The sequence below is a fragment of the Flavobacterium branchiicola genome (genome assembly GCF_018383905.1).
GTDB classification, from domain to species: Bacteria; Bacteroidota; Bacteroidia; order Flavobacteriales; family Flavobacteriaceae; genus Flavobacterium; species Flavobacterium branchiicola.
Genome location: NZ_JAGYWA010000004.1, coordinates 560,474 through 573,418, shown reverse-complemented (window position 1 = coordinate 573,418; position 12,945 = coordinate 560,474). Strand labels below are relative to the sequence as shown.

The 12,945-nt window shown below is 34.5% G+C and carries 10 protein-coding genes; 7 read left to right on the top strand and 3 right to left on the bottom strand.

Annotation, left to right across the window (positions count from 1 at the left end; genetic code table 11):
• Positions 1-230 precede the first annotated feature (230 nt).
• A complete protein-coding gene (locus tag KHA98_RS12485; protein ID WP_213258263.1) occupies positions 231-938 on the bottom strand; it encodes a class I SAM-dependent methyltransferase in 708 nt (235 codons plus the stop codon).
• 230 nt (positions 939-1,168) lie between these two features.
• On the opposite strand from KHA98_RS12485, the gene KHA98_RS12480 reads away from it, so the two are divergent.
• Together KHA98_RS12480 and KHA98_RS12475 are read left to right on the top strand one after the other, a co-directional pair.
• A complete protein-coding gene (locus tag KHA98_RS12480) occupies positions 1,169-2,050 on the top strand; it encodes a LysR family transcriptional regulator (RefSeq protein WP_213258262.1) in 882 nt (293 codons plus the stop codon).
• A gap of 316 nt (positions 2,051-2,366) precedes the next feature.
• Positions 2,367-3,650, top strand: coding sequence for a DUF2130 domain-containing protein (locus tag KHA98_RS12475; protein WP_213258261.1), 1,284 nt, complete (start codon positions 2,367-2,369; stop codon positions 3,648-3,650).
• Positions 3,651-3,703: 53 nt separating this feature from the next.
• Here KHA98_RS12475 and KHA98_RS12470 read toward each other — a convergent pair whose 3' ends face one another.
• Positions 3,704-4,135, bottom strand: a complete 432-nt coding sequence (locus KHA98_RS12470) for an META domain-containing protein (RefSeq protein ID WP_213258260.1) — start codon at positions 4,133-4,135, stop codon at positions 3,704-3,706.
• Between the two features lie 112 nt (positions 4,136-4,247).
• The gene (locus KHA98_RS12465; protein ID WP_213258259.1) at positions 4,248-5,021 is read right to left on the bottom strand and encodes an META domain-containing protein; all 774 of its coding nucleotides are present in this window, start codon (positions 5,019-5,021) and stop codon (positions 4,248-4,250) included.
• Between the two features lie 269 nt (positions 5,022-5,290).
• On the opposite strand from KHA98_RS12465, the gene nirB reads away from it, so the two are divergent.
• From nirB to KHA98_RS12440, 5 genes are all read left to right on the top strand, one after another.
• Positions 5,291-7,804: a nitrite reductase large subunit NirB gene (gene nirB, locus KHA98_RS12460; RefSeq protein WP_213258258.1), complete on the top strand. Its 2,514-nt coding sequence runs from the start codon at positions 5,291-5,293 to the stop codon at positions 7,802-7,804.
• Between the two features lie 284 nt (positions 7,805-8,088).
• Positions 8,089-8,466: a nitrite reductase small subunit NirD gene (gene nirD / locus KHA98_RS12455; protein ID WP_213258257.1), complete on the top strand. Its 378-nt coding sequence runs from the start codon at positions 8,089-8,091 to the stop codon at positions 8,464-8,466.
• A 340-nt stretch (positions 8,467-8,806) separates the two neighbouring features.
• Positions 8,807-9,391 carry a DUF4202 domain-containing protein gene (locus KHA98_RS12450; protein WP_213258256.1) on the top strand — a complete coding sequence of 195 codons (585 nt, stop codon included), beginning with the start codon at positions 8,807-8,809 and terminating at the stop codon, positions 9,389-9,391.
• A gap of 7 nt (positions 9,392-9,398) precedes the next feature.
• On the top strand, positions 9,399-11,210 hold the full coding sequence (locus KHA98_RS12445) for a PAS domain-containing sensor histidine kinase (RefSeq protein WP_213258255.1): 1,812 nt from the start codon (positions 9,399-9,401) through the stop codon (positions 11,208-11,210).
• 1,004 nt (positions 11,211-12,214) lie between these two features.
• Positions 12,215-12,874 (top strand): response regulator transcription factor, encoded by a 660-nt coding sequence (locus KHA98_RS12440; protein WP_213258254.1) that lies wholly within the window; start codon positions 12,215-12,217, stop codon positions 12,872-12,874.
• Positions 12,875-12,945: the final 71 nt, after the last annotated feature.

Genomic DNA, 12,945 nt, shown 5'->3' with positions numbered 1-12,945 from the left:
GTCCATATAAATTCTGTTAAAAGATTTCGTTTTTCACTATCTTTTATTAAATTTTATATGAAACACTTTTTTTCATAAAACTATTTAACTAACCTGCAAGTAATTGATATTATATTATTGTAAAATAATTATATATTAGCTACTTTCAAACCTTTACATTAAACCTAAAGCATAATAAAAGCGGTCTGTAAAGACCGCTTTATCTTAAAAATCCTATATAATTAAAAACATCACTTTATTGCTCCAAAAGCACCAAAACACATGTTTTTATGCAAAATTTCAACTTTTGAAAAACCTACTTTTTTCATCAAATCCAATTGGTAATTCATAGATCTCGGAGAATCTTCTTTTTCAATATAATCCAAAACTTTCTGGCGATACTCGGCCCCTCCTATTCCTTCTAAATAATCACCATAACGCTGCCAGGTGTATTCATTTAATAATTCAGTATCCTGAGTAATCAAATCAGAAATCATAAAACAACCGCCTGGCTTCAATAATTTAAACATTTTTTCAAAAGTCGTTTCCCAATCCTGATCATCTCTCAAATGATGCAAAACCGCGCCTGCCAAAATAATATCAAAACTGTTTTCTTCTAAATCTACTTCCCGTATATCGCCTTGTTTTATCTCTACTTTTCCATTTGTTTCGTTTGCAACTCTTTCAAAAGCACGATCCAGCATTGGCAAACTCAAATCGACCAAAGTGCAATTTAAGTTCGGCACTTTAGACAACATCATTAAAGTATAATTCCCTACTCCACAGCCAACATCCAAAACGTTTTTAGCATTTGGAACAATTCGTTTTGAAGCTTCGGTAATTAATTCTAAAGAAATTGTAGCATCGATAGTTGCGACTTGTCCTGTCTCTAAATTTGAAAATCGTTCGACATCATTGTCAAATCGTTCTTTGATCTCTGTGATAGTTGATTTTTTCATGGCATTTGTTTTTTGCTTCTTTTATTCTCTCGCAGATCGGGCAGATAAAGTGAATCTTTTTGCTATTATATGATCGGGAAATTATTATGATTAAGATGATTTATCTAAATTAATAATCTGCTGAATCTGCTTAAATCTGCGAGAGGTTTATTTTTATATTTCAAAACTACCTCTTTCATAAATACTTTAAAAATACTATTTTTATCAATTAATAATACTTTAAAAGTATCATGGAATTACGTCACTTAAAATATTTTCTGGCTGTAGCCGAAGAACTGAACTTTACCAAAGCCGCAGAAAAACTCTTTATTTCTCAACCGCCATTAAGTAGGCAAATTGCAGAATTAGAAGAAGAAATTCATGCAAAGCTTTTCATTAGAAATAATAAAAAAGTTGAACTTACGGAAGCCGGAAAATATTTTGAGAAAGAAGTTAGAGAAATTTTTCAGCATATGGAACGTATTTCTCTGCAAACAAAAAAGATTGCAGAAAACATTTCCGGCGAATTCAGAATCGCTTATATCAGTTCGATTAATTCCTCTGTTATTTCCGATCTGATAAAACATCTGAAAGCACAGTTTCCATACGTCAATTTCAAACTATTCGAAATTTCAACCACAAAACAAATTGATGCTTTAGAACAAGGTAAAATTGAAATGGGAATCATCAGATCGCCCATACATTCGCCCAAAATAAAATCACACTTATGGTTTAAAGATGGATTTTCGTTGGTTTACAATAAAAAAACGATTCAAATAAAATCGGAAAATGAGATTTTAAAACTAAAAGAGGAAACTTTTATATTCTTCAATAAAGATTACGCTCCGCATTATCATGAAGTACTATTAGAGCTTTGCGCCTTTTATGGTTTTACGCCACAGATTATCCACGAAGCAAACAATATTAATTCGATAGTACAATTGGTTAAAAACGGTTTAGGCGTTTCGATTGTTCCATCGAATATTGCAAAAAACAATCAGGATCCTGAAATTGGTTTTATTGAATTGAAGAAGGTTAATTTATTTACCAATGTTTCATTAATTACTTCAAAAGAAGATCATTCAGAAATCACGCAAGCTGCTGTTGATTTTTTGTTAGCGAAAAAACGATGAGTTTTTTTGTCATTTCGACGAAGGAGAAATCTCCACAAGTAACTCCGCACAGAGAATCCAATCTTTGTAGAGTTTCTCGCGAGGATTTCTCCTTCGTCGAAATGACAAACTATGCGAAAAAATCTGTGAAATCTGTATAGATCATTTAAAATCTGCGTGAAAAAAAAATTCGTGACCCGAGCGATAGCGAATAGGCGAAGCAATTCGTGGCTATAATAAAAAATCGTTACAATTTAGTACAGTAATCCACATCGTAAAAACAGAACTTTTAAATATCTTAGCAAATTATAATTGCATCTAATAAAATCAACAAAAAATGGCTGAACAATCATCAATTCAGTGCCCGAATTGCGGAACTCCTATCGACGTTAATGATGTTTTAAAACATCAATTGGAAGATAGTATCCGTAAGGAATTTCAACAAAAAGCGAATCTTCAAAATAAAGAACTGGAACTTAAAAATGAACAATTTGAAAAAGCCAAAGCTGAATTTGAAGTAAAGAAGAAACAAGAAAATGAGCTTTTTATTGAACGTCTTGAAAAAGAGAAAAAAGCAGCAGAAAAAGAGATATCTGAAAAGCTAAAAGCCAAATTAGAGGAAGAAAATAAAGATCGTCTCTTATTGATGGAGAAAGAACTCTCTGAAAAATCGGAAAAGATTCGTGAACTAAATAAAATGGAAGGTGAAATTGCAAAACTACAGCGTGAAAAACTGGAAATGAAAGAAGCAATCGAAGCCGAAGCCCAAAAGCAACTTAATGCTACTTTAGTTCTTGAGAGAGATAAAATTCGTAAACAGGAAGAAGAAAAAAACGAGCTTAAAATAAAAGAATACCAAAAGCAATCTGACGATCAGAAAAAGCTGATTGAAGAAATGAAGCGCAAGCAGGAACAAGGTTCTATGCAATTGCAGGGAGAAGTTATGGAATTGGCAATTGAAGAATGGCTTGCAAATAATTTCCCTCTTGACAGCATCGATGAAATTAAAAAAGGTGCAAATGGTGCAGACTGTCTTCAGATTGTAAACACACGCGAATTGCAGAACTGTGGTTCTATTTACTACGAAAGTAAAAGAACAAAAGCTTTTCAACCAACCTGGATCGAAAAATTTAAAAATGATATTAGAACCAAAAGAGCCAATATTGGTGTTTTAGTTACCGAAGTTATGCCTTCCGGAATGGAAAGAATGGGAATGCGCGACGGAATCTGGATTTGCACCTACGAAGAATTTAAAGGTTTAAGCGCTGTTTTGCGTCAATCTTTAATTCAGGTAAGTCAGGCAGTTCAGGCACAGGAAAATAAAGGAGATAAAATGTCGATGTTATATGACTTCCTCACAAGCAATGAATTCCGTTTACAAATTGAAGGAATTGTAGAAGGCTTTACTCAAATGCAAAGCGACTTGGATTCTGAAAAAAGAGCCATGCAGAGAATTTGGAAACAACGCGAAAAACAAATTGAAAAAGTAGTTCACAATACATTAGGAATGTACGGCTCAATTCGTGGCATTGCAGGAAATGCGGTTCAGAGTGTAAGAGCTTTAGAATTGGATTTTATAGAAGGAGAGGAAAACGAAGATCCAAAGGAACTAACAGAATAAATATAGTAACCTGAAAAACAAAAGGCTTCAACAATGTTGAAGCCTTTTTTGAATTAATTACCTTTTTTAAAAGTCATAGTTGGTCCAAATTGATTGATAAGCGTAAGCTTATTATTTGCAATAGAATACCCGGATGTTGTTCTTAGCAACTGTAAAAATTCGCCTTCTTTTTTTGCTTCGCATTTTTTAGTTTCTGCTGTAAGATTTGGAAACTGAAGTTTACCTGCATCTTTTGACACCAAACTTCCTTTTATTGCATTACACCCTGTTGAACCTGAAAAACTAGATGAAGACATCTGGATCTTTGGAAAGCTTGAAAAATCTTTTTCAGTAATTACTTTTCCGTTTAAGTTTTCTAAAATCCAGGTTTGTTGTAATTTCTTTTCAATTGAGTTTTCGGTTGCTGTAACAGAATTCCCAGTTTTACTCGATTTGCAACTGTAGGTTATCGCTACTGCAATAAATAGCACTAAAATCCTTTTCATGTAAAATAAATATTATAAGTTTTATTTTACAAAAATATCCCGGACTTAATATCAACATATATTACTAGACGTCATTTTTAAACTATTATAAGACATTTTTAGAATTCAGGAATTAATCGACTTTTCTAAAAACTAAAAGCTTAGCAGAAGGATTAGATAACGTCAATCTATTATTCTCAATAGAGTATTTTGTAGCGCTTTGCAATGCTTTTAAAAATTCCCCTTCTTTATTTCCGGAGGGACAAGCCATTAAAGTTGAAACTACTTTAGTGAAACGCAAAAGATCTTTCTCAAAAAAGATTTGTCCGGTTACAGAGTTACAACCGCCATATCCCATAAATCTATTTTCGGCTGCATTAATTTCAATACGTGGAAATTCCTTTTGAAAATCGGTTACAAAAACCTTGTAGCCATTTAATTCTTCCAGAACCCAAATATCATGAAGTCGATAATCCGTCAAATATTTTCCGCAGCCATTTAGTTTTTCTGCTTGTAATTCCGAATTGTTTTTAATCTCAACCTTTACACTATAAGGAGAAATCACTCCGGACATCGAATCCTGACAATCCAATTGCTGAATCGTAATAGTTCCTGAAGCCGTTTCGTTACTCACTTTATACATTCTTACATTCGCATCCATCGCCTTAATCGGTTCAACAGCCGGAAAAATGATATTCTCTTTCCCTGTTATTAATGATGTAAAAACAATTTGCTCATTCCCTATTTTGATTCCCCAAAAAGGTTCGTTTCCTGTTGCTTTAAAATAATATTTTAAATCTTCTTCGGTAGAACTTCCGGATGATGTTCCCCCAGAATCCTTACCTGCAACAGATTTACAGCCTGTTGCCCAAACAGACAACAACAATATTAAAAGTATTTTTTTCATAAGATTTCTGTTTAAAAATGTTCTTCACTAGAAAAAACACTATAAAATTCTTATGAATTTACGATATTTTTTTGAAACGCTTATTTAGAATCTTTTCAAATTTAAAAAAATTGAAGACCACCAAATTCATTCCAAACCCGCACTACGTAAAAGATTAAGCAAAATACTTAGAAACAAAAATCTATTGCTTAGATAAAAAATAAATAATTTACGTATATAAATAAGTATAAATACTTATATTTGCGTAGTAATACTTAATTAAAGAAATCATGATTAGAGTAATAGTAGTTGGAAACGGCATGGTTGGTTATAAATTTTGCGAAAAGTTTGTTGCAAAATCAGGACAGGAAAAGTATCAGGTAACTGTATTTGGCGAAGAGCCAAGACGCGCCTACGATCGTGTTCACTTAAGTGAATACTTTGGAGGAAAAACAGCAGATGATTTATCATTATCAACAACTAACTGGTATTCAGAAAACAATATTATTCTAAACACATCTGAATTAATTACAGATATTAATCGTGATGAGAAAACAATACATACACATTTAGGCAAAACACATACGTACGACTACTTAGTTTTAGCAACCGGCTCTTCTGCTTTTGTCCCACCAATTGAAGGCGTAGAAAAAGAAGGTGTTTTTGTATACAGAACCATCGAAGATCTTGATGCAATCATGGCTTTCGCTAAAAAAATAAAACAAAAAGGCGCTACAGAAGCCGCTGTTTTAGGAGGTGGTTTATTAGGACTTGAAGCTGCAAAAGCAGTTCGTGATTTAGGATTGAATCCGCATGTTGTGGAATTCGCTCCACGTTTGATGCCAAGACAACTGGATCAGGGCGCAAGCGATATGCTTCAGTCAAAAATCGAAGAATTAAATATCGGAATTCATCTTAACAAAGCAACGCAATATATTGACGGAAAAGAAAGTATAACGGGAATGATGTTTGCTAACGACGAATTGTTAAAAGTAGACATGTTGGTTATATCTGCCGGAATTAAACCTCGCGACGAACTAGCAAGAGTTTCAGGACTTGAAGTGGGCGTAAGAGGCGGAATTGTGGTAAACAATCAAATGCAGACATCAGATCCTTCTATTTTTGCCATAGGTGAAGCAGCACTTTATAATCATAACATTTACGGACTTGTTGCGCCAGGTTACGAAATGGCCGATGTTGCTGCTGAGCAAATCTTAAATGGTGATAAAACCATGAGAGAAACCATCGATATGTCAACACAATTGAAATTAATTGGTGTTGAAGTTGCGAGTTTTGGTGATCCTTTTATCGAAAATGAAGAAGTAACTGCTATTATTTATGAGAATAAATTAAGCGGAGTTTACAAAAGAATCAACGTTACAAAAGATTCAAAAACACTTCTTGGCGGAATTTTAGTTGGTGATTCCAGCGATTACAATTCCCTTTTTCAGATTTACAATAACGCAATGGCTTTGCCTAAAAATCCGGAAGATCTTATTTTAGGCTCTCGAGATGGTTCTGAAGGTTCTTCCCTTGGAAGCGTAATGGATTTGCCGGACACTGCTGTAATCTGTTCTTGCGAAAATGTTACTAAAGGTGCGATATGTTGTAAAATCCTGGACGAATCTTGTGCTACACTTCCAGATGTAGTTAAAGCAACAAAAGCAACTTCTGGTTGTGGAGGTTGTAAACCAATGGTTTCAGATTTAGTAAAAGCAACTCAGAAATCTTTAGGAAAAGAAGTAAAAGAAGTCATCTGCGAACATTTTAGTTATACACGTCAGGAATTATTCGATTTGGTAAAAATCAATAAATACGAGAATTTCTACGATGTTCTCGATCATCACGGAAAAGGTGATGGATGCGAAGTTTGTAAACCTGTTGTAGCTTCAATTTTCTCTAGTATTTATAATGACACTGCTAATAAACACGTAACTACGCAAGATACAAACGATAGATTTTTGGCTAATATTCAGCGAAACGGAACTTATTCTGTTGTTCCAAGAGTTGCAGGAGGAGAAATTACGGCTGAGAAATTAATTGTAATTGGTGAGGTAGCCAAACAATTCGATTTGTACACTAAAATTACCGGAGCACAAAGAGTTGATTTATTTGGAGCGCACTTAAGTGATTTGCCAAAAATCTGGAAAGTTTTAATTGATAATGGTTTTGAAAGCGGTCACGCTTACGGAAAATCACTTCGTGCTGTAAAAAGCTGTGTTGGAAACGCCTGGTGCCGTTACGGAATGGATGACAGCGCCGGATTTGCTATCGAATTAGAAAACAGATACAAAGGAATTCGTTCTCCTCATAAACTAAAAGGTGGAGTTTCTGCCTGCATTCGCGAATGCGCCGAAGCCCGCGGAAAAGATTTCGGATTAATCGCTGTTGAAGGCGGTTGGAATTTATACATCGCAGGAAATGGCGGAGCAAATCCAAAACACGCTGTTTTATTGGCTGAGAAAATCGACAAAGAAACTGTAATCAAATACATGGATCGTTTCTTAATGTATTACATCCGTACGGCTGGTCCGCTGATTAGAACTTCAACCTGGTTAGAAAAACTAGACGGCGGTTTAGACTATCTAAAAGAAGTAATTATCGAAGACAGCTTAGGAATCTGCGAAACTCTTGAAGCCGAAATGCAAACGATGGTAAACACTTTTGAATGCGAATGGAAACAAGTACTGGAAAAACCAAGATTATTAAAACGCTTTAGCCATTTTGTTAACTCTGAAGAGAAAGATGATAACATTGCTTTTGTACCACTAAGAGATCAAAAAATGCCAAAAGCATGGTCATAAAAAATATTTAAACACATAGAATCATAGATTTTGAAGACTTAACAAAAGTCGTTTCACTTACATACAATCACATAGCTATGTTTTAGAAACTAGTTTCTTTTAATTTTCTTTTTCTCAAACAAAAAAATCTATGTCTCTATGTGTTTAAAAAATTAAGCTCCAAAAAAAGAAAAAAAAATCATTAAACGTTTGCTGTCCTTCTTACCCTCTTTTTTACTGCGCCATCATAACTCTCATGATTGTAAAAAGAGGGCTAAGAAACAGGAATAAAAAACTTAATCAAAATGGAAGAAATCTTAAGTCAATACGAAACTGTACACGCAAGTGATGCAACAATTTGGTTCAAAGCAGGTAAAGTAGAAGATTTTCCAACCAACCGCGGCGGCTGCATTAAATACAAAAACAAACAAATCGCGATTTTCAATTTTGCGCGCCGTAACGAATGGTACGCTTGCCAAAACGCTTGCCCGCATAAAATGGAAATGGTACTTTCAAGAGGAATGACGGGTTCTGCAGACGAAATTCCGAAAATTGCCTGCCCAATGCATAAAAAAACATTTTCTCTTGTTGACGGCTCAAACCTAAACGGTGAAGAATACAGCATTGCAACCTACCCGATTAAAATTGTTGAAAATGAGGTTTTTGTTGGTTTCATAGACTAAGTTCACACAATCTTGTCATCTTCGACGAAGGAGAAATCTCCACGAGAAACTCTACAAAGATTGACACCTTACTTTATGGAGCTACTTGCGGAGATTTCTCCTTCGTCGAAATGACAAAACTGGAGTGATTCTTTGTGTAAAAACTCTTTTTCTGCCACGAATTCACGAATCATTGTGTTCAATTTGTGTCATTAATTTCACTAATATAATTCGCTTTAATTCGTGAATTCGTGGCTAAAAAACTTTAATATGCGGCAAAAAACAAAACAATGATTCGTGAATTCGTGGCGAAAAAAAACTTTAATTCCCTATCTTTGAAATCTATCACCTAACCAAAAAAATGAATACACCTTTTCAAAAAGCAAGTGAATGGATTGATGCCGAAAACGCACAGGATCCGAACATCGAATTAGATCAAAACACCGAATATCCAAAAGAATTACTATATTCAAACAGGATGTACGAAAAACTTTTACAGTTTGAACCAAACGCTTCAGAAGAAGTTCAGATTGCCTCAAAAGCACAGCATATTTGCAGATGGAAAGTAGCCCGCGAATCTTATCCTATGGATCGTGTTGGCTATTTGAAATGGAGAGAAGAACTGAAAAAATTCCACGCAAAAACTACTGCAACAATTTTAGAAAAAGCAGGTTACGAACAAACTTTCATTGATCGCGTTTCGTTTTTAATTGAAAAGAAATTACTAAAAAAAGATGCCGAAACGCAATTACTTGAAGATGTCATTTGTCTGGTCTTTTTAGACTATTACTTAGAGCCTTTCGTTCAGAAACACGATGAAGAAAAGCTGAAAAACATCATCAAAAAAACCTGGGATAAAATGTCTGAGAAAGGACATCAGGAAGCTTTAAAAATCAATTATTCCGAAGAAAATTTAAACCTAATAAAAGCTTCTTTAGGATTGTAAATAAAATATGAAGAAAAGCAATCAGGAAGCTGCAGAAAAAATCACTTTCAAAAATTTACGACGACTGTATTTTTTTGCGCTTCTTACTATTGCCTTAACCATAATTATAAGTCAGTTTCTAGTGCAGTACAATCTGAATCAGCAATTAAGCGATTCTAAAATCATTAATTTTTCCGGTAAGCAAAGAATGCTGAGCCAGAAAATCGTCAAAGAAGTTCTGATTTTACATTACGTTTCAGATTCGGCTACAGCCAAAAAAACTTCGCATTTAGAAGAAGTTCTAGCGCTGTGGAAAAAAAACCAAAATGCGCTCGAAAACGGAAATGACAGTCTCGCTTTTCCAAAAGAAAAAAGCGAAACACTCAATAGATTATATCTTGAAATAAATCCGATTTTTAGTAAAATTGCGGAAACAACGGATTTATTTCTGCTGAATTTACAGCAAAAAAAACATACTTCTGAAAATCAAAAACTGGTTCAGATAATTTTAGAAAACGAAGGCATTTTCCTTTCTAAAATGAATCAAATCGTAACACAATACGATCTTGAAGCACACGAAAAAGTAACAGAACAACGCCGAATAGAATACTGGATTTTTGGTTTCACATTACTCGTATTGCTTTTAGAATTCTTCTTCATTTTCAAACCAACCAATAAGAAAATAGAAAAGCTAATTGCCAAACTTTTATCTTCAGAAAAGAAAGCTTTAAAACTCGCTTACGACACTGAAATCATAAGCGAAATCAAAGAAAACTCGGTAAAAGAATTAAAATCGCTTAATTATGCGATGGAAAACACTTTGTTGTATTGTCGAATTTCACCAGACGGTTCGATTATTCATATTGGAGAAAAATTTGCTAAACTTTTAAATTACACCAAGTTTTCATCTAATAAAAAATTCTCAGAAGTACTTACAACTGATGAAAAAGAACAAGTCAATTTTGATCGCTTAATTTTCGAAAAGCAGCGAAGCGGATGGCAGGGTGAAATGAAGATTTTAAACAAAGATGAAAAAGAAATCTGGCTCGATTTATCGATGGTTCCTGTAATGATCAAAAAAGATGAGCTCGAACTTTTAATCGTTTGTTTCAACATTACAGAACGTAAAAAAGCACAGCGCGAAGTCGAACGTTTAAACCTTGAAAATACAACAGAAAAAATCAATCAACAGAAGATTATTTCGAGCAAAATTGTTGAAAATCAAGAAAACGAACAAAACCGAATCGCCAAAGAAATTCACGATGGAATTGGTCAAATGCTAACGGGTTTAAAATTCAGTTTAGAAAGCATCAATCTCGATGACAGAGAAAAATCAGAACAAAAAATTGAGTACTTAAAGAAACTTTCTTTGGATATTATCAAAGGGGTTCGTACAGCAACTTTCAACCTGATGCCTCCGGAATTAAGCGATCATGGAATCGTTTCATCGCTTTCAAAACTAACACAGGAACTTTCCAAATTAACCGGAAAAGAAATTCTCTTCTACAACAAAACCGATTTTGACCAGCGCTTAGACTCGTTAATCGAAATCAATATTTATCGCTTGACGCAAGAAGCCATCAACAACGCCATAAAATACGCTGAATCGTCGCATATTATTGTGCAACTTTCTCACAGCGAAACACTTTTAAGCATCATCGTAGACGACAACGGAAAAGGTTTTGACGTTAATTCAGTCGACAAAAAACGAAACAGCGAATCGGGAATGGGACTTTTATTCATGAAAGAAAGAATCCAATACATTAATGGTCGCGTTTTCATGAACTCCATTCCAGGTGAAGGAACGAGGATTACTTTTAATATTCCGATTCTAAAATAAATTCCAAATTTTTAAAATTCCAAATTCCAATTTTGCGCACTTTTGTCATCTCGACGAAGGAGAGATCACACTAAAAATTCCGCAAAGGAAACCGCAAATCTGTGTCAAATTCCGCGTGAGATCCTTCGTTCCTCAGGATGACAAACTGGGTGGTCAAATAATTTTCTAATTGACACATTCTCTAATTATCTAATTAATAATGGTGAGCCACCATCCCAATAAGAGGGCTAATATACGTTATCTTTATTCGCCCTCTTATCGGGATGCTGTCGGGCTATCCGCGCTACTTCGGTAGCCAGCTCCTATCCCTCTCGCGGGTAAACGGTTTCAGAAGAAGTTTAGAATTTATCCGTACTTAAATAAGTAAAAAAAACAATCAATTGCCTCCAGCTTTAGCTGGAGGTATCTAAAATAAGTCCTAAAAAGGGCTTTAGCCAAACTTATGCATTTGGCTAAAGCCCTTTAATTCATCTACAAAACCTCCAGCTAAAGCTGGAGGCAATTGAAAACCAAACTTTGACAAAGTTGAGTATAAACTCAACACAATCTTGTCATCTCGACGAAGGAGACCCGAGCGATAGCGAACAGGCGAAGCAGATCTTCACAAGGAACTCCGCAATCTAAATCACCAATCTTTGTAGAATCCCGCGTGCGATCTCTCCTTCGTCGAGATGACAAACTAGAGGGGTAAAAACTTTGTCAAAATTTCAAAATTTGACAAAGTTGAAACACTTCTATTGTCTTCCTGAGCGAAGTCGAAGGACCGCACAATAAATCGACAAAGATTGTGAAGTCTCTTTGCATGGGCTTCGACTTCGCTCAGCCTGACAAACGTTTGACTTTTACGATTTCGAATTGACATTGTCATTGCTATTGAAATTGCCTCTTTTTCTAATGATTTTTTAATCTTGGAATTTGGAATTTATTTTTAAAAAAGTACGTATATTAGCGTCTTCTTTTTAGATGAATATACGTAAAAATCCAGAATCAAAATTAAGTAAACTATGAGTAATATCATTCGTGTAGTGCTGGCAGATGACCATGTTTTTGTTAGAGACGGAATCAAATCTTTATTAGAAAACGAAGCAAACATCGAGGTTGCAGGCGAAGCAATTGACGGTGCAGATGCGCTGGAAGTTGTTGCAGCAACTAAACCTGATTTACTTATAGTAGATATTCGTATGCCAAACTTAACCGGTATCGAGGTAGTAGAAAAACTTAGAAGCGAAGGTAACAACGTAAAAATCATTATGCTTTCGATGCACGAATCAGAAGAATATGTCTTAAAATCTATCAAAGCCGGAGCCGATGGTTATTTACTTAAAGGTTCAAGCAAAGAAGAATTCTTGAAAGCACTACATATCGTTTCTGCTGGAGGAAAATATTTCAGTGGCGATATTTCTTCTATTTTAATTGGTCAACTTACAAATTCAGCAACATCATTAGAACCTAAACAAACTTTAGGCGAAGAAATGATGATTACCAAAAGAGAAAAAGAAATTCTTACTCTTTTATTATCTGGAAAAGGAAATAAAGAAATCGCCGAAGCTCTTGATATCAGTAAACGAACTGCCGAAGTGCACCGATTTAACCTGATGAAAAAACTGAAAGTAAAAAACTTAATGGAACTTTCTAATAAAGCGGCTGAGTATTCATTGATTTAAAAAATACGTATAAATACGTAATTATTTTTCAAAAACTGCGTTTTAGCAGGTTTTAACTAAGTTGTTGTACT

Bases quoted from the DNA above. Each gene is read 5' to 3' on its own strand.
- KHA98_RS12485 (WP_213258263.1), bottom strand. From the start codon at position 938: ATGAAAAAATCAACTATCACAGAGATCAAAGAACGATTTGACAATGAT.
- KHA98_RS12480 (WP_213258262.1), top strand. From the start codon at position 1,169: ATGGAATTACGTCACTTAAAATATTTTCTGGCTGTAGCCGAAGAACTG.
- KHA98_RS12475 (WP_213258261.1), top strand. From the start codon at position 2,367: ATGGCTGAACAATCATCAATTCAGTGCCCGAATTGCGGAACTCCTATC.
- KHA98_RS12470 (WP_213258260.1), bottom strand. From the start codon at position 4,135: ATGAAAAGGATTTTAGTGCTATTTATTGCAGTAGCGATAACCTACAGT.
- KHA98_RS12465 (WP_213258259.1), bottom strand. From the start codon at position 5,021: ATGAAAAAAATACTTTTAATATTGTTGTTGTCTGTTTGGGCAACAGGC.
- nirB (WP_213258258.1), top strand. From the start codon at position 5,291: ATGATTAGAGTAATAGTAGTTGGAAACGGCATGGTTGGTTATAAATTT.
- nirD (WP_213258257.1), top strand. From the start codon at position 8,089: ATGGAAGAAATCTTAAGTCAATACGAAACTGTACACGCAAGTGATGCA.
- KHA98_RS12450 (WP_213258256.1), top strand. From the start codon at position 8,807: ATGAATACACCTTTTCAAAAAGCAAGTGAATGGATTGATGCCGAAAAC.
- KHA98_RS12445 (WP_213258255.1), top strand. From the start codon at position 9,399: ATGAAGAAAAGCAATCAGGAAGCTGCAGAAAAAATCACTTTCAAAAAT.
- KHA98_RS12440 (WP_213258254.1), top strand. From the start codon at position 12,215: ATGAGTAATATCATTCGTGTAGTGCTGGCAGATGACCATGTTTTTGTT.